We start from the raw sequence: 21,909 nt of genomic DNA on the forward strand, positions 1-21,909 counted from the left end.
AATTCAGTATTTATTCGGATTGTTAAATTTCAAACTATCCCAGTTAGTTTAAGAAACAGCTAGCAAATGGTTAAAAGTAGATAGTTATTAGTAGGACTTACGCAACTGGCATATTTTTTCTGTAGGGGAGGCAAAAAGCGGTGTGGATTTTCCTCCCGCTTTATTGCCGTTGCGTGACGCAGCGAGAATATTTGAACGTAGTCATGAGACTTATAGCGTCACGCACCAACCACCAATTGTGACTCTTGCGTCAATCCTGATTAGTTAGAAAAATTAATAAGGGTGAGCCTATAGCCCACCCTAGAGTGCGTATATTCAATTAGTGGAAAACCTAACCCCCTAACCCCCTTCCCTACTAGGGAAGGGGGAATATGTAGAGACGCGATTAACGAAATTTATCAGGATTTAGGCGTGTGCGGACTTGTGGTTGCGATTGACGGCGAATTGCTACCCCATTTTTCAGATTTCTACCTGTTCCCCCATCCCTAGTATCGAGGTAAGGCTTGAGATCAATACCGCTTCTTAAAGAATTGACTTGATTACCGCTACCTAACAGAGTACGACCTAAATTATAAAGTTCGTTTCCTCCATTATTGCGATTAGTATAGGTGTTGACGGCTGTAGTTTGCTGACCACTATCAGCAGACATCAGGTTCTGGAAAATACTATTGCGGACAGTGTAGGGGTCTTTATTACGGGGTACTGTTAGGACAATCCGACATTGAGAATTAGCATCGGTTGTCACACAAACAATATTTTCGTTATTTTCTACAGAGGTTTGTAGTTCTTGTAACCCATCTGGGCGATATAATTCTAAGCGGCTAGCGATCGCTTGACAACGGCTTTGTGCATCCCAACCACCACCTAAAGCCGCAGGAGTAGCCCAAGGAAAGTATTGCCCTGGTTGGCTTTGGGGTTGATACATGACAGTGTGTTGGCCGTTATTCTGTTGACAGAAAAAGCGTGCGCCACCAACATTAGTAGGTGAATTAGTTGTATTTGCTGATGTGTTTGTAGGAAATGGTGCAGGTGTGTTTGTTGGTGTTGATGAACCTGATGGTACAGTTGGGACAACTACGCTATCAGAAGAATTATCAAATTGAGCCAGTGCAGCCCCATTACCCAAAAATAAAGATAACCCCAGACCGCCCAAACAAGCTAACTTCCAGCTTTTTGACAACATAAACGCTCCTCCAGTGGACACAGAGTGGAAAACTGATATTTCTATTGACGCAAAATTTTGTCTTTTGATTCTTTGGATATCTCCAAAAATGAAATATGCGTTATCCAGTAGAGACGTAGCATTACTACGTCTTTAACCCCGTACCCAATTTTTCCTATTGAATCACCGCATAGTAACAAATTCTTCGGCAGAACTGGGGTGAATCCCAACTGTGGCATCGAAATCGGCTTTTTTCGCACCCATTTTCAGCGCGATCGCAATTCCTTGGATGATTTCTCCAGCATGATCGCCTACCATGTGCGCCCCTAAAACTTGATCGGTTTCTTGATTTACCACCAGTTTCATGAGGGTTTTTTCTTCTTTGCCTGCTAGGGTGTAATACATAGGACGGAAGCGACTACGATAAACTTTAATGCGATCGCTACCATGTTCTTCAATAGCTTCTGCTTCCGTTAACCCAACTGTTGCAGCTTCGGGAGTAGTAAAAATCGCTGTGGGAATATTTTCATAGCTCATCACACGGGACTTACCACCAAAAGCTGTATCTGCGAAGGCTCGTCCCTCATTAATTGCTACAGGAGTGAGTTGAATTTTGCTAGTACAATCGCCTAGAGCATAGATATTTTCTTCCTCGGTGCGGCTATAGCGATCGACTACAACCATGCCCTCTTGATCTAGTTTTACAGAAGTATTCTCTAAACCTAAATTATCAGTATTTGGTTTCCGTCCTAACGCTGCCAAACTGATTGCGTCTGCTAATATATTTTCTTCGGTGTCATTTTTAATCATCATACTGACACCAGTGTCTGTTTTCTCAATGCTCACAATATCGGCATTATTAATAATTCTGATGCCGTGACGAATCATCCCCTCTTGAATTTCTGTCCTCAAATCTTCGTCAAACCCGCGCAAAATTTTATCTTGGCGAATCACCTGAATTACTTCTGTCCCTAACCCATGTAGAATGCAAGCAAATTCAGAGCCAATATATCCACCACCAAGTATGACAACCCGTTTAGGTTGGGGCTTCATTTCAAACAAAGCATCAGAAATCAGCGCGTGTTCAATACCAGGGATATCAGGACGAACTGGTGTCCCACCCACAGCAATTAATATTTTATCGGCGGTGACTTTAGTCTCGCCAACTTCAACTGTATGATTATCAATAAATTTAGCCCGCCCCTGAAATATCTGCACCTTGGAGTTATCTAACATCCTTTGGTAGATACCGTTGAGGCGTGTCACTTCATTATTAACACTGGTAATCATATCTTCCCAGTTCAGGGAACTTTGGACGGCACTCCAACCATAACCTTGTGCTTCTGCAAATATCCCAGGGAAGCGGGAAGCGTAAACCATTAATTTTTTCGGTACGCAACCACGGTTAACGCAAGTACCGCCGAGGCGATCAAACTCTGCAATCCCAACTTTTGCGCCATATTCTGCCGCACGGCGAGCTGTCGCTATCCCACCAGAACCCGCACCAATTACAAACAAATCAAAATCGTATGTCATATTAATTCAATATACTCCTGAGAAAAAACAAGCTACAAAATTCAAAATGAAATCAAGCATAACGTAATTACAAATTAGGAACAAAACAGGCAAAGGAAGTAATAATCAGCTCCCTTTGCCTGAAAACCAACAAGCGCAGAATAATAAACAATAAACTAGTAAAAACAAGTTAAAGAGTTATGGGTGCTGAGTTTTTCTCCTCTGCTCCTCTACCGATTTGGTGAGCCTGTCAAACTACTACACCCCTACCTTACCTTCTTCAACTAGCCGACGAATGACAACCGAGGTGCAACTTCTTTGGAGCGTTCTACACCCTTTAAGTATGCCAGCACTGTATCGGCATCGGATACTTCAAAAGGATCGGTAGGACAGTTGTCTTCATAGCCAGGCTCAACGAACATTTTTTCAATTTCGCCGTGGTTAACAACCATTGAATAACGCCAAGAACGCATCCCAAAGCCGATATTAGATTTGTCTACTAACATCCCCATCTTGCGGGTAAATTCGCCGCTACCATCAGGCAGCAAGAATACGTTTTTAGCTCCTTGTTGCTTACCCCACTGGAACATGACAAACGCGTCATTGACTGATAGGCAAATAATTCGATCAACGCCTAGAGCTTTGAATTCATCATAAAGTTCTTCATAACGGGGCAGGTGGGTGGAAGAACAGGTAGGTGTAAATGCCCCAGGTAAAGCAAATAAGACTACTTTTTTACCGCCGAAAATTTCTTGAGTTGTCTGGTCTTGCCAACGGTAAGGGTTGGGGCCAGCTACAGACTCATCCCGAACACGAGTTTTAAATACAACATCAGGAACGCGAGTAATAGCAGTCATAAATACCTCGTTTTTAGATGGAAAAATTAAACTTTTGTGGCAGTTTGATTATTTGGTAGTGGTAACTCACCACTTGTAAACCAGAATAATTCTGATTTAGGAATTAGTCAATAGTTAGAAATACTGGCTTGTTTTTATATCTCCAAGAAAAGTTAAATCCTGGGAAAAGAAAGGTTATAATATCGGTCTAGGCTTATTTACCTCGGTCAAGTAAATCCTATGCAGCAGCAAGCTGATGAGATTATCAAAATACTAAAAAGTAAAGGATTGCGAGTCACCCCTCAGAGGTTCGCAGTCTACGCAAACCTGCTGGCAAGAAAAGACCATCCTACCGTTGAGCAAATTTTGACGGATTTAAATAAGGATGCACCAACTTCATCGCAGGCGACCGTATATGCTGCGCTTCAGGCATTGCGTGAGGTGGGTTTGGTGCGTGAAGTGTTATTAGAAGAAGGGGTTTCTCGTTACGATGCCAATGTTGCACCCCATCATCATTTCCGGTGTAACTGCTGTCGCACTATCGAAGATATTCAATGGAACACCTTCGGCAATATTGATTTAGGTCAACTCCGTTCCGGGCTAAAAGCAGAACGTTTCGAGGTGATAGTTCAGGGAATTTGCGATCGCTGTCAGTAGGGAGTGCTGAGTAGTGAGTGCTGTTAGCGGTAGCGCGGCGTTTAGCCGGTGCTGAGTGGACATAAAAAAAGTAAGAAGTAAAAAGATTCTTGCCTTTTACCTTTTTACTTCTTTATCTTCCCTAAACTCGCACTAATAAAATGAAAATACATTTTGCGAAGGAATCAATCCGATGGAATATTCCATTGCTCTACCCCAACTGCCAACAGCCGCAGAACTGCCGGACTCTGATGATACTCCTGTGGATAACGAACTGCAAAATCTCATTCCTAACTTACTGACTTGTAAAGAAAATAAACTTCTGAACTGAAATAGCATAGGTATATGCCTCTCGAAATAAAACTGTTATTGTTCAGAATTTATGATTTATTCCCTTAAGATTACTGCTTTATAACTTCTATATTACCTCAGAATTATTTTCATCTTATCTGTACGAAATGGTACAGATGAACTTTAGTTGTTAGATTTAATCTTTAATAACAAGGTTCATCTAATTTAAAACTGGAAAAATTAAGATGATGTTTAACATTGATGAATATGTACTAAATTCCCAAACCGGACAGGTGGGGAAGGTTATTGGTTACGGACATGAAATAATCAATAATGTGTATACTGTAACGCTAAAAGTATTGATAGCTAAAACTGCTAATTCTTCTAAGAGATTATTTGTTTTAGAAGATACAATTTCAGCCTGGAGTCTAATATCATAGCTGAAGAATTCTCATGATTGAGGAGCAATAAAATTGCACATTGTCTTCTCCATTTTTTCAGATATAAACTAAATAAATTTACATTTTGACGACAAGGTTAACTAGAACAAATTAATCAAAAAAAATCAAACCAATCATCGTAAAGCACAATGGTACGAAACAAAAGAAATAAGCGTCTTAGAAAGCGTTAATATTAAGGAGGGCATCAAGCTAAATTTATCACTGCTGTATGCGCTAATGCTCCTGTTGTAAGTTGTTAAGCTTGCAACTAAAGAAAGTAATTCACCTTTTGACGTATTGGGATTAGCCCTAACTCCTCTCAAGCTGCCATCAGTTGCTGAACTACGCAAAACAGCGTGCTTAGGGGTTTTAATGTCTATATCTAAAGTGCCTCATCTACCAAGAGAAAATAAGATACTCGCTGCACTGTCCGAGGCTGAGTATCAACGCTTCGCTCCCCACCTGGAGCGAGTACATCTTCCAGTTAAGCAAGTCCTTTACGAAGCAGGCGAACCAATCACACACGTCTATTTTCTCAATCAGGCAATAGCTTCTTTAGTTTGTAACCAAGAAGACGGCTCGACCGTGGAAGCAGGTATGGTGAGTAATGATGGCATGGTGGGCCTTCCTGTAATTTGGGGCGGTAACTCAACAACTACAACCGCGTTTGTACAGGTTCCAGACAGTGGTATGAGGATGAAAGCAGAGCTATTAATAGCGGAGTTTAAGCGAGGAGGAGAGCTTCAAACTTTGCTGTTGCGTTACACTCAAGCACTGTTCACCCAAGTCACACAAACGGCAGCCTGCAACCGCCTGCATACGATAGAAGAGCGACTCGCCCGTTGGCTGTTAATAGTTGCTGACCGCGTGCAATCTGATACATTTCCTTTGACTCAAGAATTTATCGCCCAGATGTTGGGCTGTCGCCGGGCTGGTGTAACGATGGCTGCTGGCACACTTAGCCAAGCTGGAATGATTAGCTATAAGCGTGGAAATATTACCATTCTGAATCGGTCAGACTTGGAAGATACATCTTGTGAGTGTTATTCCATCATCAAAAACGAGTATGCTCGGTTGCTAGGCACACAGAGCTAGCTGTGGTCAACTGTGGTCAGCATAAAACCAATACCACGCAAAGTTCGTTGTAAGTCTATGGAGCTAGCCGTGTTTAAGAAAAGCTTTGCACTGAAGAGCTTAATGTGCGGAACCGTACCGACTCTTTAGATGAAGCGGGTGTAAATTTAAAGCTATGTAGATTAATTTCATGTTGATTTTTTAATGAATATGTTTAAAAGCAGAGCAATAACTATCTGTTTTTAAACATATTCATTGTGATGACTAAATAGGAGGTTGAGCTATTTTGTCAAAAATTTCTTTCAATTTATCTTCAGAAAATAGAGTGCTTTTAGAGCAAATACCCTTGAGAAAATCGCCATCTCTTAATGGTTTAAAGATACTTGTTGTAGATAATAATGAAGATTCCTTGTACATAGTGACGTTGATTTTTGAAGATTGCAAAGTAGAAATCAAGACGGCTAAATGTGTGGATCATGCCATACAGATAATAGAAGAGTGGAAACCGGATGTTATGATCAGCGATATCGGTATGCCTGAGAAAGATGCTTATTCACTAATTCGCTTCATTAGAAATAAAGAAATCTTTTGTGGTGGGTTTCTTCCTGCGGTGGCTCTTACAAGTTACGTATATCCAGAATACCTTAACGAAGCAATGGATGCAGGTTTTCAGGAGGTTATTTGTAAGCCTTTTGAGCCTGATGAATTAGTTGCAACAGTGGCAAATTTTACCCCATACTGGTATTGAGCCGAGATGCGGATACTGACTTGAAAATCTAACCGCAGCTAATAACTTGGGTAGGGTTTTGAGATTCAAGAGTAACACGATAGCCCAGTTGCTCCAGTCGCTTGGCCAGTCTTTTAGTCATTGTTTCTGGACGCTGTTGATCTGAGTTTATTTTGCGATCGCAAGAACGGTTTCGGATACCCCAATTGCTAGTTGCAATTGGGGTGGATTTGGGTATCTACGGAGGCTGGGAGAGGGAATGGCTGTTTTGGTTTAATCAGGATGGTGAGCGATTCCCCAGTCCTGATGAACGAGTAGAACAAGCTCAACAAGCTCAACAAGAACTCGAAGACTTACGAAATAGGCTCAAACAGCACGGTATCGATCCCGATAGTTTTTAGCTAAGGGAGTGGTGAACCCTCTCCCTGCTCCCTGCCCTAATTCTGCATGACTGCATCTAAAAGGACATCTGCACCAAATCGGACTACATCGGTGCAGGGTAGACCAGTTTCGGCTGTGGTTTGTGCGATCGCATTTTTTGCAGCAAATTCATCTAAATGGGCAGTGTTTAAGGCTATCCCCGCTACAGGTACTTTACCAAATGCCCCGCCAGCACTGGCGACGGTTTCATACAGCTTAATCACCTCTGGTAAAGGTGGAATGGGTACATGGGGATTATTGCGATTATGAGTTTGTCCGGCTTTATGTACCAAGACTAATTGAGTCGGTTGAGAACCACGAATTAGGGGTAGGGTTGCCGTTGAACCAGGATGTAATAAAGAACCTTGTCCTTCTATATATAAGATGTCGTAATTTTTCCCATAGCGCATCACCATCTGTTCTACTGCACCAGCCGCAAAGTCTACCCGCACAGCATCTAAGGCTACACCGTCCCCTTCTAACATCACCCCAGTTTGACCGGTAGCCAAAAACTTAGAACGCCAACCCCGAAGTTTTGACAACCAATGTAGTTCTAAACTCGTGGACATTTTCCCAATGGCCATGTCAGTCCCCACGGTTAACACTCGCCGACAGGGGAGAGTCCGCGCGATTCCACTGGCAACATCTAAATTAGCTGGTTCTTTTCGCACGTCCCAAATTAACTGCCCTGGTTTGAGGAGTGCATTTAAATCAGCCATATTGGACAACGATGTGTGTAACCCATTCACCAACGACATCCCAGCTTCCAGGGCTGTTTTAATTTCGATCCAGTAATCATCAGGTACACCACCACCTTTGGGGGCAATTCCAATCACTAAGATTTGGGGCTTGTATTCCAAGGCTGCTGCTACCGATGCCACGATGGGGACATCCCGCTTAATACCTGTGATTTCTCTTAAAGATTGTCCCGGACACTCCTTATCTATAACTGCCACAATTGGGGCTTCACTGTAGCGTAAAAGTGCTAGGCCAGTTTTGCCGACAGACCCCTGAGTTCCTTCATGCAATAAAATAGCAACTTTTTGATTAAGTGGCAGACGCACTATATTTTACTCCCAAGCCTGGTAAATCGTTTGGTAATACTCTCCCTTCTTGTACCACTGCACCGGTGAAGGGATCATCACTTAAATTTAAGTGACTATCTAAATCTAAATAATCAGCTAGCGGCGATAGTTGTGCAGCTGCGGTATTAGATAGCGAACTGTCAGAATAGCAGCCAAACATAACTTGTAACCCATAAGCACGGGCAGTATATACCATCCGCATAGCCTCAGTTAAGCCCCCAGATTTCATCAATTTAATATTGATGCCATCTACATAGTTTGCCAGATGGGGAATATTGGAGCTATTAAAGCAGCTTTCATCCACAAAAATCGGTAAGGGTGATTTTTCTTTCAGCTTGACTAAATTAGTTTCCTCTCCCCGTGGCAATGGCTGTTCCACATACTTTATACCTAAATCCGCCAACCAATTGCACATCTCAATGGCATCTGCTAGACTCCAACCCCCGTTAGCATCGACAAAAAATTCTTGAGCTGGTGCTTCTTGTTGCACTGCCAATAGCATTTGTCGATCTGCTTCTATCCCTTCTGGACTACCTAACTTGACTTTAAATAAACGCACATCGGTAAATTGTAACCAATCCCTAGCCCTTGCCTGAGCGGCGGCTGGTGAACTAATGCCGATAGTGACGGAAGTTGGGACTATGGCGTTACGATTCAGTCCCCAGATTTGCCACAAGGGTAATCCTACATACTTACCTAGCCAGTCATACAATGCCATATCGAGTGCTGCCCTCGCTGCCGAAGGCACTTGGTGTTGGATTAACACTTGCTCGATTTCCTGTCTTTGCAACGGGTGAAAGGCTTGCAACACTGGTGCGAGTTGTTCTAAGGAGTTCTTAATAGTATCAGTTGATTGTGCATGATTGCCCACACCAAACGGCGATGCTTCACCCCAACCTTCGATGTTTTCTGCATCTTTGTTAGAACTGACAATCTTTACCCAGACATTAGTTGTTTTTGCCGTTGTCCCGCGACTAATAGTTAAGGGGAATCGCTTGTTAACTGTAAATAGATGAACTTCTATCTGCATAACTATGCTCAAACTCTGGTGAGAGCAAAAATAGTGTAAGTGCAAATTTTAGCTGATTTGGGGTATCAGTTATACTTTTTTACATTCTTTATTGATAGCTAAAATATTAAATAATCCTTCGTAAAACAAAGAGTGTATGAGCAAATTACAAAAATGGCAGATATTAAACTCCAAAATGGTCTTAGATCATCCTTGGTGTCAAGTCAGGCAAGATGAGATTAAATTACCCAATGGTCAGATAATAGATGACTATTTTGTGAATATTAAGCCAGATATTGTCCTAGTTCTTCCTGTTACTGCCACTAGAGAAATTATTTTTGTTCGGCAATACAGACATGGGGCGGAGGATTTTTTTATAGAACTGCCAGCCGGGAGGTTTGATCCAACACAAGAAAGTCCAGAAGATGCAGGTATGAGAGAACTGCAAGAAGAAACAGGTTATGTAGCTCAAAAACTGCAAAAAATTGCCACATTATATGACAACCCCAGTAAAGAGAATAATCAAATTCATTTATATTTAGCAGAAAATGTGATCAAGGTTGGAGAACAAAAGTTAGATATTACAGAAGAGATTGAAGTAATTTTAATTCCTTTAGAGTCAGTATTAGAGAAAATATCTCAAGGGGAAATTTCGGTGGTGGGAAGTATTGCAGCCTTGTTGTTAGGATTAAAGTTGATCACTGATTAATTCTGGGTAGCCTACGGTAAGCAAGCTACAAGTCTCTACTCCCAAATATTGAGTCTCAAATTTTGAATTATAATTTCACCTTGCGGCACTTTTCAGACAATACTTTCTGGCTGAATTAGGTTAGATGCCGACGTTAATGCCTGTAAGCGGCTTTCTACCTGACTAATTTGGGCTGACGACTTGACAGAAGACTTATCCTGTGTATGGGAAGGATTACAGAATCGCTGCAATTGAAGCTGGGTAATCCGTCTCTCCACTTGCCCAGGGGTGACGACCATCCAGACATGACGATGATGTGCGATCGCATCTTCTACTATAGATTCAATGGCCAGTGCCGCCGTAATTCCAATATTGGAGACTTCACTCAAATCTAATACTATTGCTTGATAGTTCTGTACGAATGACATCCGGCGAGAGATGCTTTTAGCTGCACCAAAGCTCATTGGCCCTCCCAATTTAAGTAGCAAAATATCCCCTCCGGCTTGGGTGAGGATTTCTTGCTCGGCGAGAGTAAGATTGTGATTTCCTGTAGAGTCAGTAATGACTTGAATATTATCACTTTGGACATCACTTAACCGTTTAATAGTTAGGACATTGGCAATAAATGCGCCTACTAGTACCGCCGTAATTAAGTCTACAAATACGGTGAGAAACAATACCAAATACATTAATCCCGTACCTTTCAAAGAAAGACGGGGCGCACGTTTGATAAACCCCCAATCGAGAATATCAATGCCTACCTTTAATAACAGTCCCGCCAGCACTGCATTAGGAATCTGTGCAGTTAATGGACTTGCCCAAAACACAACTAACAGCAGTACCAGGGCATGAATCATCCCGGATAGGGGCGTTTTCCCTCCAGCTTGGACATTTACGACTGTCCGCATGGTTGCGCCTGCACCGGGTAATCCACCAAATAACCCCGCCAACATATTGCCAATCCCTTGCCCAATCAACTCTTTGTCAGAATCATGCTGAGTACGGGAAATATTATCAGCCACCAAGGAAGTTAACAGCGAATCGATAGCCCCCAACACCCCTAACATCAGCCCATACCTGAGCATATCGGCTAACTCGCGGATATTAAAGGTAGGCATTCGGAAGGTGGGTAATCCGCTAGGAATCTTACCAATGCGCGACACATTGGCATCTTTGAAGACCACCACTACCACCACTGAGACAATTGTTACCACCACCAATGCCAATAGGGGGGAAGGTAAAAACCGATTTAGTTTGGTGGGAGTGGCAAAGACAATCAGCAAGGTGAGTAATCCCAACCCTATAGCAACCCAATTGGGATCACTTAGATAGGTGGGTAGTTGTTGTAGGGTTGTGACCACGCCACCTGTGCCGGCATGACCTAGTAAGGGGGGCAATTGCAGCAAAATGATAATTACGCCAATCCCTGACATAAAGCCAGAGATGACGGTGTAGGGTAGGAGGGTGATATATTGCCCTAAGCGCATCACCCCAAACAGGATTTGCAGTAGTCCACCCAACATGACAACGGTAAATGCAATTTCTAACCCCGTATCGGGATAACGCGCCATCAAGGTAGAAATTACTGTTGTGACTACCACAGTCATTGGCCCAGTAGGGCCAGAAACTTGGGCTGGTGTTCCGCCAAATAGGGCAGCAAAAAAACCGACGATGATAGAACCATAGAGTCCAGCGATCGCCCCTGCACCAGAAGCAACCCCAAAGGCTAGGGCTAAAGGTAGAGCCACAATGGCAGCAGTTAAGCCTCCAAACAGATCGCCGCGCCAATTGCGAAAATGAATTTTGTTAATTAGGTTGATGGACACTGTATTACTACTTTTAATTAAACAGATTTGAACACAATCACACTAAGTATTTAAACAAAACTTGTAATCAACGAAATACCAGTACGGGAATATTGCTGCTGCGAATGATTTGAGTTGTGGTGCTACCAATAATCAGGTTACGAATCCGGCTATGTCCGTAAGCCCCCATCATCAGTAAATTAATGTTGTTTTCTTGCACATATTGAGCTATGGCTTGTTCTGGTTCACCTTCTAGGAGGCTAAAGACTGGCTCAAATCCTACTGTATACAACCATTCTTGAGCCTCATTCAGTGTGACTATTGCTGTTTGATCTGAGTTACTTTTAGCCACCGTCAGCAGATGTATCTCTAAACTTTGAAAGACAGGAGAATTTTCTAAAAATTGCAGGATCTTTTTCCCACTTAGACTACCGTCATAGGCAACCAAAATGCGCTCAATTGGTTTAAATTCGCGGGGAGTAACTAAGCACGGCTTACTACTACTACGAATAATTCGATCTATATTGGCTCCTAAATGTCCCGATGCAAAATCGGCTGCTTCTCCCCGTTTACCTAAAACAATCAAGTCGGAATTTTCTGCAAATTCATGAAAACAGTCCACTAGGAAGCCTGTTTTATTAGTTAACTTAAAATATTCTATGCCTTCAGCTTTCAGAGTTGCGGCGGCATTTTGTAAAATCAATCTTGCCCGTTGATTGTTCAGCTTGGCTTTTTCATGTTCTAGGTTAACTAACTCATTTAGCAAGTTCTCTGAAGCACCTAGTCCAATACTACCGCTTAAGTTACCAGTAGAAGCGACTTTTTGGCTGCGAATATCGGTGACAAACAAAACATTAATGTGGGCATGGAATTGATTAGCAAACCAAGCTCCATATTTATAAACATTTTCCGCAAAAGATGAACCATCAGTACAAAGTAAAATATTTTTCATTATGGTTTTAGACCCTGCTAATCAAAGGGTTGAAAGACAAAAATTCTACTGTTTTTTCAAAGCATCGGAGTTTTGAGAAATCGCTAATTTATTCAGTAAGGTAGCACTAGCTGCATTCAGTCCAACTAGTTCTACTTCTGCACCATTGCGGCGAAATTTCAGCACTGCTTTATCAAGTACCTCCACTGCCCCTTGATCCCACAGGTGAGCATGAGTTAAATCAATGGTGACGCGCTCGACTAGTTCTGTAAAATCAAAAAACCCTAGAAATTCATCTCTAGATAAAAAGAAAATTTGTCCAGCTACTTTATAGATGCGATGCAGACCATCTTCACCCAATACTTTATCCACAAATACTAATTGGGCAATCTTGTTAGAGAAAAATACTGTACTCATAACGATGCCTGTCACTACACCCAGGGCAAAATTACGGGTGAAAATTGTCACAAACATCGTTGTTAACATGACGGCGGTTTCAGTGCGGGGGATGCGGGGAAGATTTTTGATGGATGACCAACGAAATGTACCGATGGACACCATAATCATTACGGCTACTAATGCCGCCATTGGCATTTGCTTGACCCAATCTTGCAAAAACAAAATGGCAAATAACAGGAAAACCCCGGATGCCAGGGTTGATAATCTCCCCCGTCCGCCAGACTGAACATTAATCACTGATTGACCAATCATCCCACATCCAGCCATACCTCCAAAGAAGGCAGTAATAATATTAGCAATGCCTTGTCCGTTGGCTTCTTGGTTTTTATTGCTGGGGGTATCTGTGAGTTCATCCACCAATGAAGCGGTTAAGAATGAAGCTAACAAACCAACGATCGCCAAGGTCAAAGAATAGGGCAGAATAATCTTTAATGTTTCTAGAGTCCACGGCACTTGGGGTAGGGCAAAACTGGGTAGCGCAGTTGGTAACTCTCCCATATCCCCAACGGTGGGAACTTGAAGTTTCAGGGCGATCGCTGCGATCGTCATTACTGCTAAAGCGACTAGGGGCGAGGGAACTGCTTTTGTAAAGCGAGGCAGAATGTAAATAATCCCCAAGGAAAGGAGAGTCAATATATATACGGTGGGCGGTACGTTCGTCAGTTGAGGTAACTGGGCGAGAAAAATCAACACCGCTAGGGCATTAATATAGCCAATCATCACCGCCCTGGGGACAAATCTCATTTGGCGACCCAGTTTTAGCAACCCAAACAAAACTTGAAAGACCCCTGTTAAAAAGGTGGCCGCGAATAAATATTGCAAGCCATGATCTTTAACTAAATCAATCATCAACAAAGCCATCGCGCCTGTAGCGGCGGAGATTGACCCCGGTCTACCGCCTAAAAACGCCGTTATAACGGCAATAATAAATGAGGCATACAGGCCGACTTTGGGATCAACCCCAGCAATAATCGAAAAGGCGATCGCCTCTGGAATCAGGGCTAGTCCCACGACTGCACCCGCCATAATGTCTCGCTGAGTGTTAAAAAACCACTCTCGCCTCAGAATTGTTCCGTTCAATTTCCCTCCTATCTCCGCTTATCCATCCAAAATTGGCAGTGGGTAATTCACATCCAAAATAGCCGACTTGTCAATATAATTCGGTAATTAATAATTCGTAATTTTCTGCCGTAAGCTCCTCTAGGTCTGCGTAAAATCCGTGTTTACTGGTGTTTTTATAATTCCGAATTAGTAATTTTCAACACATACCAATCCACAGGCTAAACTCTTTAGCGATCACCTACGGTGGAGCGTAGCTCATCGCTTCCAGCCGGCGGGTACGCCATCGCGCCAAAGCTGAACTAGAGTTGACGTGGATTCCTGTACGGATAGTTGCAAAGACTTCTAATAACTGCAAGGCTGACGCTGCACCTTAAGGTGGATACTCCCAACTATGTAAGGCTACCGAAGAGATCGTTACCTGGAACATTACCAGAACCTGCTTACTATTAGATAATTACAAAGGCATTTATTTGGTAACGAAAGCATATCACAGTGTTCTTACAATTTGCAATAAAAGTACAATAAACCGTGACATATAATATTATCTCTATATGAAGAAGCGGCAACAAAGAAAAGAGAGTTTTAATCACAAAATATGCTGATTTTGTCAACTCCTTTTTAACTATTCAAAATTCAAAATTTAATTAAGCACAAGTTTGCCTATCTTAACCAAAGGCGAAAGAAAAAATACTCCAGGTTCAAGATTCCAAACAGCATCACGATTAACTTGGATAATTATCAATCAGTGGGGGCTTGAGACTCCACTGACTGATTGAAACTGCGAATTGGTTTGACTAGTAGGCATTGCTGATTGTATTGAATTGAAAAACTCTTTGAAAGTTAGCTGGTTCGATATACTTCATCCTATCTAGTCAGCAACGCCTACTTTACGCATAACTCAGCACGCTGCTCAAAGCCCCGCTATTGCTTTCAGGGCTTTACAGCACTTACACTGCTTCTGTGTTCTTTTCGCCAGTCCGAATCCGAATCACTTGCTCTACTGGTGAGATAAAAATCTTACCATCACCGATTTCTCCAGTGCGAGCTGCTGAGATGATTTTGTCAACCACCATATCAACTTGGTTATCTTCAACTACAATCTCCACCTTGAGTTTTTGCAGAAATTCAACGGTGTACTCAGAACCGCGATAGCGTTCTGTTTGCCCTTTTTGCCGTCCGAACCCCCGAACTTCAGAAACCGTCATACCCACAATACCAGCGTTGACTAAAGCGATTTTTACTTCGTCTAGCTTAAATGGACGGATAATTGCTTCTACTTTTCTCATGTCATCGACTCCTAATTTTTAGAAGGTGTGTTTATATATCTAACCAGATCAAATGTCTGATACTTTCACTATTCGCCTTATTTTAAAGACAGATGTGAGAATTGCAACTTTTTTTAATCGCATCTGACCCAGATTTTATTGTGTCTCTGTGGTGAAAAATCATTTTTTAACCACAGAGACACAAAGACACAGAGAAAAATCTATGCCGTCGAGGCGAGAGATTGTTAAAATCCTGTTATCCTCGTAACTACTCACGCAGAACGCAATCAGAAAAGCGATCGCTATGCTTCAGTATCCCCATCTCGAACAGGCGTTAAAATATCACTTCGGTTATGATCAGTTCCGTCCTGGACAACGGCAAGTTATTGAAGATGCGCTGCAAAATCGGGATTTGATGGTGGTGATGCCTACGGGTGGTGGTAAGTCGCTGTGCTTTCAGTTACCTGCTTTGATGAAATCGGGACTCACTGTGGTGGTATCACCGTTGATTGCTTTGATGCAAGACCAAGTGGAAGCACTGCGAAATAATAATATCTCGGCTACGTTCCTTAATAGTAGTTTGAATGCGTATCAGGTGCGATCGCGAGAAGAGGCCATCCTCAATGGTAAGGTAAGATTACTCTACGTCGCCCCTGAACGTCTTTTGAGTGAAAGGTTTCTCCCGTTTCTCGATTTAGTCAACGAAAAAATCGGTATATCTATTTTTGCCATCGATGAAGCGCACTGTGTTTCTGAGTGGGGACATGACTTTCGTCCAGAATATCGTCAGTTGAAATCTCTGCGGAAGCGTTACCCGAATATTCCCGTCCTCGCCCTTACCGCTACAGCCACAGATCGCGTCCGGGCTGATATTATTCAACAATTAGGATTAAAACAGCCGAGTATTCACCTGGCTAGCTTTAATCGGCAAAATCTTTATTACGAAGTTCGTCCTAAAAGTAAACAAGCTTACGCTGAATTATTAGAATTAATTCGAGATAGTGAAGGTTCAACTATTATTTATTGTTTAACTCGTAAAAAGGTCGAAGAACTTACCTTTAAACTGCAAAATGATAAAGTGTCTGCTTTATCTTATCATGCCGGATTACCTGATGATGAACGTAGTAAAAATCAAACGCGATTTATTCGGGATGATGTGCGGGTGATGGTGGCAACTATCGCCTTTGGGATGGGGATTAATAAACCTGATGTGCGCTTAGTTGTTCACTTTGATATTCCCCGTAATTTAGAGAGTTACTATCAAGAATCAGGTAGGGCTGGTAGAGATGGTGAACCGTCACGTTGTACCATCTTTTTCAGTTTTGCTGATATTAAAACCATTGAATGGAGTATTGAACAAAAGACTGACTCCCAAGAGCAATTGATTGCTAGGCAACAACTCCGGCAGATGATAGATTATGTTGAAGGGACAGATTGCCGCCGCACAATTCAACTAGGTTATTTTGGGGAACGGTTTGCGGGTAATTGTGGTAACTGTGATAATTGTCGCCATCCCAAACCTTTAGAAGATTGGACAATTGAAGCTATGAAGTTTTTATCTTGTGTGGCGCGTTGTAAAGAAAGATTTGGGATGTTACACGTTATAGATGTGTTGCGCGGGGCAAAAAAAGATAAGATTCTTCAATATGAACATGATAAGCTTTCTACCTACGGTATTGGTAAAGATAGAACTGTAGATGAATGGCGAGTATTGGGGCGATCGCTTTTACATCAAGGTTTATTAGAGCAAACTAGTGATGGCTATTCTGTACTGAAATTAAATGCTTTAAGTTGGGAAGTCATGCGGCGACAACGCCAAGTTATGTTATCTGTTCCTGTGGTGCAGAAGCTTAGTGTAGTCCCAGAGAATCCCAAGGCAGAAGTCGCAGAAGCATTATTGCACAGATTGCGATCGCTGCGTAAGCAATTAGCTGATGAGCAGTCTGTACCGCCTTATGTAGTCTTTCATGACTCGACTTTAAAATTGATGGCGCAGGTACAGCCGAAAAACATAACTGAATTTGGTAAACTTTCGGGTGTAGGTAGTCACAAACTAGCCCAGTATGGGGAAAAATTTCTCACAGAAATTCGCGCCTACCGTCAAGAAAAAAACCCGACAGATCAACACGTAAATTCTACGTCTTCATCCAGTTCAGTTTCTGGTAGTGAATTACACACATTACAGTTACATCAACAAGGTTTAAATATTGCTCAGATAGCCCAAAAACGCAATCTGAGTCCATCTACTATTGCTAGTCATTTAGAAAAACTCATTGAGAAAAATCAGTCTATAGATTTAAATCAATTAGTCCCTCTAGAACATCAGCAAAAAATTTGGCAAGTTTTGGAAGTGTTGGGTGATATTGCTTTGACACCAATTAAACAACAATTGGGCGAAAGTTATACTTTTAATGAGATTCGCCTAGTTAGAGAAAAGTGGCGGCGACAAAATCGTAAGTAATTGAAGGGAATAGGTGACAGCTAACAGGTGATAGGTGACAGTTCTTAAGAAAAATAGCTGACTAGCGATCGCATTAATTGAAGGTTACTTTTTATTAATTTTGTAGCTTTTTTTGAGTATTTGTGATTTTAAATTTCTATGTCAAGTATATGCAATCGCCCCCGATGGGGCGCAGCCGATAGCTTGCTGCTTTAATTAAGAAACTACATCCACATAACTAGGAATATTAGCCCTAGTATCTTGTGATTCCATCGTAGGCTGTGCTGACACAATATTCTTTGTTTTCATAGCCGAAATTACAGACAGCAACTTTGGTAGCCCAAGACAAACAACAGTATTGACAATAGTTAAGAGGATACCATCAATGAAACTCATAGACTTACCCTTGGTTTAAAATTTTTGATCCATCCTTATCTTAGTGTGAATTACAAATTGCATCATTGATCACATATTTTGATTTTCTTCTGCTATCCATAAGTTTAGTCTATGTATATTTTTATTAAGCGAAAGTATTTTTATACCTCCCTCTGAAGAAATAACACCAAAATCTATTTTTATCTGTATATTCATCTCACTGAATAACTTAAAATCTTTGTATATTAAAATCAAAAATACCTTACGAAAAACACTTCATTAGAACTGAAGATAACAGTCTAATTTTGAAGTTTTCGCAAGGTTGCAACAAAAACTAATAATCAAGATTCATCGAATTGATATAAGTACAAATTCGGTCTTAATTGTGCAGAGAAAAAAACCAGAAACAGTCAATCAATTCGGAGAACATTTGGCACAAAAATGTGGGCTGAATTTACAAAACTCACTACCCGTTAAGGTGTAAGTCGTGCAGTAGGGAAAACTAGTCATACCCCTACCTGTTTCTCGCCATTTTGCAACCTTGGGTAGTCTGTGATTCTGTTTGCTTTGAGGTGGTGAGAGAATCAATGATAAAAGCTTGGGTAACGCCAAACAGGCTAAAACATTGATCAGAGTTAGTAAGAAAGCATCTAGTAAACCCATAGGTAATCAACCCCATGCAATAATTAGGTGGCCGCTATTCATATTTGCAGAGTGGATTTAGCAGTCAGAATTTAAGAGTCAGACCTATTACCAAAATCGGGAGATTACTCCACTTATGAATCTATCAACGATACCAAACACTGATAAATCATAAGTTCCGACTTCTGTGTTCTGAATTCCTACCTAAAAACCATAGATTTTGGTTTATATAAATTTACCTTAGCATAGAGTCACATCATAATCATGTCCGATTGATTACTTTATTGCCGATCTCAACAGGCTTCTTTTTGGTTTAGCTAAATGTTAAGGTTGCGAAACTGACTACATAGTGAGTGATGTAGATATAGAGAAGCGATATTGTAGCGTAATAGCAGAATCAATTTAGACAGAGCCAATTTTGAATTTGAGGTGATATGTGATGATAACCATCCAACCGGGGTCTTCTCTTTTAGCCAATATTAGCAAGCAAGAAAGTCTATCAATACAGCGTTTGGTAGATTATACCAACGTAGAGTCACTGCCAGAAATTTGGCCATTGGCAGCGCAAAAATTTGGTGACATTGTGGCTCTGCACAATCCCCATGCTAAACCAGAGGTAAAAATCACTTATAGCCAGTTAGCAGAAAAAATTCAGCAATTCGCGACTGGTTTACAAGTCTTGGGAGTACAAGTAGGCGATGGCGTTCCGCCCACCGGAGGTGATCGCCTTTCCTTAATTGCAGATAATAGTCCACGTTGGTTCATCGCCGATCAAGGCATACTCACAGCCGGGGGAGTAAACGCGGTGCGGAGTTCCCAGGCTGAACGGGAAGAACTGCTGTATATCGTGGCTAATAGTGGTAGTAAAGCTTTAGTAGTCGAAGATTTAAAGACACTCCAGAAACTCCGCGATCGCCTTAACGATTTACCAATTGAGTTCATTATCTTACTTTCCGATGAAACGCCACCAGCCGAGGAAACTATCAAAATCCTCAACTATAGCCAATTACTAGAACTTGGTACTAACCATACCCTAGTGAAAGTCAAGCAAACCTCAGAAAATCTCGCCACCTTGATTTACACCTCTGGGACTACAGGTAAACCCAAGGGAGTGATGCTTTCTCATGGCAACTTATTACACCAAGTCAAAACCCTGGGAACAGTAGTACAACCCCAACCAGGGAATATAGTTTTAAGCATTCTTCCCACTTGGCACAGTTACGAACGCAGTGGTGAGTATTTCTTGCTTTCTCAAGGTTGTACGCAAGTTTATACTAATTTGCGTTCCGTTAAAAAAGATTTAAAGGACTTCAAACCCCATTACATGATTGCCGTTCCCCGGCTGTGGGAATCGATTCATGAAGGTGTGCAGAAGCAGTTTCGCGAACAACCAGCCAAAAAGCAACGCCTCATCTATTCATTACTAGGTGCAAGTGAGAGATATATCAAAGCCAAGCGAATCGCTCAAGGCTTAAGTTTAGATCATCTCCATGTCTCCTCTATGGGACGTTTAGGGGCAAGAATATTAGCATCGGCGTTATTTCCTCTCCATGCCCTAGGGGAACGTTTGGTTTACGCCAAAGTCAGGGAAGCCACAGGAGGACGCATTAAGCACGTCATTAGCGGTGGTGGTGCATTACCCCGACATATAGATAACTTTTTTGAAATTGTTGGTGTAGAAATTTTACAAGGTTACGGTTTAACAGAAACTTCCCCCGTTACCAACGCCCGTCGTCCTTGGCACAATTTGCGTGGTTCATCCGGACAACCAATTCCCGGTACAGAAGTTAAAATTGTAGACCCTGAAACTCGCAGACCTTTAGCCGATGGACAACGAGGTTTGGTGTTGTTGCGAGGGCCACAAATTATGCAAGGCTATTACCAAAATCCTGAAGCTACAGCCAAAGTCATTGATGCTGAAGGTTGGTTTGATAGCGGTGACTTAGGCTGGATAACACCATATAATGACCTAGTGCTGACGGGAAGGGCAAAAGATACGATTGTCTTGACCAATGGGGAAAATATCGAGCCGCAACCCATCGAGGATGCTTGCTTGCGATCGCCCTACATTGACCAGATTATGCTAGTTGGACAAGACCAACGCTGTATCGGTGCTTTGATTGTCCCCAACCTAGAAGCTTTGGAAAAATGGGCTGAGGGTCAAAATCTTACCTTAGTTACGCAGGATGATAATTTAACCTCTTCATCCAGTGAAACCATCACCCTGGAGAGTAAAATGATCCAGGATTTATTCCGGCAAGAATTAAATCGGGAAGTGCAGAACCGTCCGGGTTATCGCTCAGATGACCGTGTAGGGCCGTTTAGACTGATTCTAGAGCCGTTTTCGATGGAAAATGGCTTAATGACACAAACGCTGAAAATCCGGCGACACGTTGTCATGGAACGCTACCACGATATGATTGCCGCCATGTTTGCCTAATAATTCCAGACTGCAAAATACAAGAGTGAACGTGAAATTTTTATGACTGATGTCTCCAATCCTAATCTGCTTTTAAAGCGCGTCGTTAACGTCAAAGTTATTGTCACTCCCCTCTGGAAAGAGGAAGTGCAACAACAACTGCAAGCGCAAATCAACCAACTTGATCAGCAATTGCAACAGTTAGACGTTGAAGGACAAAGAGCGATTTCCGCCATTCAAAAGCAAAGTCTCCAGCCACCTGGCCCCCAAACCCTCCAACAAATTGATAATATCCAACAGCAAATCAATCAAAAGAAAACCGAATTCCTAGAGCAGAAAAACCAAATGCTGCAAAATCTCCAACAAGTACAATTGCTGGAGTTGGATCAAGAAGTGAATCAATTCCAAATGGAAGGCTTTTTCCGTGTCGAACGGGGCGATAACTTAATTAGCAAAATGCAAGTTGAAATCGTTCTCCGAGATGGAGTTGTCGAAGAAATTCGTGGCGATCTTTAATTAAAGTTGCGAATTCTCAAATTATTAAATGTATGATACCCCGCCCCTCGTGGGCGGTCTTTTAATTCAGGACGTTGCCCACGCCCCGCTACCGCTAATAGCACTCCACACA

At 42.0% G+C, this 21,909-nt stretch carries 19 protein-coding genes; 9 read left to right on the top strand and 10 right to left on the bottom strand.

What is annotated here, in order from left to right:
* Positions 1-385: 385 nt before the first annotated feature.
* From VB693_RS22525 to VB693_RS22535, 3 genes are all read right to left on the bottom strand, one after another.
* Positions 386-1,183 (bottom strand): COP23 domain-containing protein, encoded by a 798-nt coding sequence (locus tag VB693_RS22525; protein ID WP_323268210.1) that lies wholly within the window; start codon positions 1,181-1,183, stop codon positions 386-388.
* 162 nt (positions 1,184-1,345) lie between these two features.
* Positions 1,346-2,698: a glutathione-disulfide reductase gene (gorA, locus tag VB693_RS22530; RefSeq protein ID WP_323268211.1), complete on the bottom strand. Its 1,353-nt coding sequence runs from the start codon at positions 2,696-2,698 to the stop codon at positions 1,346-1,348.
* A 263-nt stretch (positions 2,699-2,961) separates the two neighbouring features.
* On the bottom strand, positions 2,962-3,534 hold the full coding sequence (locus tag VB693_RS22535) for a peroxiredoxin (RefSeq protein ID WP_323268212.1): 573 nt from the start codon (positions 3,532-3,534) through the stop codon (positions 2,962-2,964).
* A gap of 219 nt (positions 3,535-3,753) precedes the next feature.
* On the opposite strand from VB693_RS22535, the gene VB693_RS22540 reads away from it, so the two are divergent.
* The 5 genes from VB693_RS22540 (at position 3,754) to VB693_RS22560 (ending at position 7,082) form a co-directional block, all read left to right on the top strand.
* The gene (locus VB693_RS22540) at positions 3,754-4,170 is read left to right on the top strand and encodes a Fur family transcriptional regulator (protein WP_190704323.1); all 417 of its coding nucleotides are present in this window, start codon (positions 3,754-3,756) and stop codon (positions 4,168-4,170) included.
* A gap of 172 nt (positions 4,171-4,342) precedes the next feature.
* A complete protein-coding gene (locus VB693_RS22545) occupies positions 4,343-4,480 on the top strand; it encodes a hypothetical protein (protein ID WP_323268230.1) in 138 nt (45 codons plus the stop codon).
* A gap of 772 nt (positions 4,481-5,252) precedes the next feature.
* Entirely contained in the window at positions 5,253-5,975 is a 723-nt protein-coding gene (locus tag VB693_RS22550; protein WP_323268213.1) for a Crp/Fnr family transcriptional regulator, read from the top strand.
* Positions 5,976-6,240: 265 nt separating this feature from the next.
* A complete protein-coding gene (locus VB693_RS22555) occupies positions 6,241-6,702 on the top strand; it encodes a response regulator (RefSeq protein WP_323268214.1) in 462 nt (153 codons plus the stop codon).
* Between the two features lie 152 nt (positions 6,703-6,854).
* A complete protein-coding gene (locus VB693_RS22560; RefSeq protein WP_323268215.1) occupies positions 6,855-7,082 on the top strand; it encodes a hypothetical protein in 228 nt (75 codons plus the stop codon).
* A gap of 36 nt (positions 7,083-7,118) precedes the next feature.
* On the opposite strand, the gene VB693_RS22565 is transcribed toward VB693_RS22560, so the two are convergent.
* Positions 7,119-8,165: a DUF1611 domain-containing protein gene (locus VB693_RS22565; protein ID WP_190704329.1), complete on the bottom strand. Its 1,047-nt coding sequence runs from the start codon at positions 8,163-8,165 to the stop codon at positions 7,119-7,121.
* Positions 8,149-9,216 carry a dipeptide epimerase gene (locus VB693_RS22570; RefSeq protein WP_323268216.1) on the bottom strand — a complete coding sequence of 356 codons (1,068 nt, stop codon included), beginning with the start codon at positions 9,214-9,216 and terminating at the stop codon, positions 8,149-8,151. Before VB693_RS22570 ends, VB693_RS22565 begins: the two co-directional genes overlap by 17 nt.
* 136 nt (positions 9,217-9,352) lie before the next feature.
* Between VB693_RS22570 and VB693_RS22575 the strand changes: the two genes are divergently transcribed.
* Positions 9,353-9,904, top strand: coding sequence for an NUDIX hydrolase (locus VB693_RS22575; RefSeq protein ID WP_323268217.1), 552 nt, complete (start codon positions 9,353-9,355; stop codon positions 9,902-9,904).
* Positions 9,905-9,996: 92 nt separating this feature from the next.
* Here VB693_RS22575 and VB693_RS22580 read toward each other — a convergent pair whose 3' ends face one another.
* The 4 genes from VB693_RS22580 to VB693_RS22595 form a co-directional block, all read right to left on the bottom strand.
* Entirely contained in the window at positions 9,997-11,703 is a 1,707-nt protein-coding gene (locus VB693_RS22580) for a SulP family inorganic anion transporter (protein ID WP_416233414.1), read from the bottom strand.
* A gap of 73 nt (positions 11,704-11,776) precedes the next feature.
* Complete coding sequence (locus VB693_RS22585; RefSeq protein ID WP_323268219.1) at positions 11,777-12,640, bottom strand: universal stress protein; 864 nt, start codon at positions 12,638-12,640, stop codon at positions 11,777-11,779.
* A 45-nt stretch (positions 12,641-12,685) separates the two neighbouring features.
* Positions 12,686-14,104: a SulP family inorganic anion transporter gene (locus VB693_RS22590; protein ID WP_323268228.1), complete on the bottom strand. Its 1,419-nt coding sequence runs from the start codon at positions 14,102-14,104 to the stop codon at positions 12,686-12,688.
* A gap of 983 nt (positions 14,105-15,087) precedes the next feature.
* Positions 15,088-15,426 carry a P-II family nitrogen regulator gene (locus tag VB693_RS22595; protein WP_190704343.1) on the bottom strand — a complete coding sequence of 113 codons (339 nt, stop codon included), beginning with the start codon at positions 15,424-15,426 and terminating at the stop codon, positions 15,088-15,090.
* A 283-nt stretch (positions 15,427-15,709) separates the two neighbouring features.
* Between VB693_RS22595 and recQ the strand changes: the two genes are divergently transcribed.
* Positions 15,710-17,866, top strand: a complete 2,157-nt coding sequence (recQ, locus tag VB693_RS22600) for a DNA helicase RecQ (RefSeq protein WP_323268220.1) — start codon at positions 15,710-15,712, stop codon at positions 17,864-17,866.
* A 195-nt stretch (positions 17,867-18,061) separates the two neighbouring features.
* Here the strand turns inward: recQ and VB693_RS22605 are convergent, their stop codons facing one another.
* Positions 18,062-18,241 carry a hypothetical protein gene (locus VB693_RS22605; RefSeq protein ID WP_190704348.1) on the bottom strand — a complete coding sequence of 60 codons (180 nt, stop codon included), beginning with the start codon at positions 18,239-18,241 and terminating at the stop codon, positions 18,062-18,064.
* A gap of 1,060 nt (positions 18,242-19,301) precedes the next feature.
* Here VB693_RS22605 and VB693_RS22610 point away from each other — a divergent pair.
* Positions 19,302-21,302 (top strand): AMP-dependent synthetase/ligase, encoded by a 2,001-nt coding sequence (locus VB693_RS22610; protein ID WP_323268221.1) that lies wholly within the window; start codon positions 19,302-19,304, stop codon positions 21,300-21,302.
* A 42-nt stretch (positions 21,303-21,344) separates the two neighbouring features.
* Positions 21,345-21,797 carry a YlqD family protein gene (locus tag VB693_RS22615; protein ID WP_190698205.1) on the top strand — a complete coding sequence of 151 codons (453 nt, stop codon included), beginning with the start codon at positions 21,345-21,347 and terminating at the stop codon, positions 21,795-21,797.
* Positions 21,798-21,909: the final 112 nt, after the last annotated feature.

The organism is Anabaena sp. UHCC 0399, from assembly GCF_034931465.1.
Taxonomy (GTDB): Bacteria; Cyanobacteriota; Cyanobacteriia; order Cyanobacteriales; family Nostocaceae; genus Trichormus; species Trichormus minutissimus.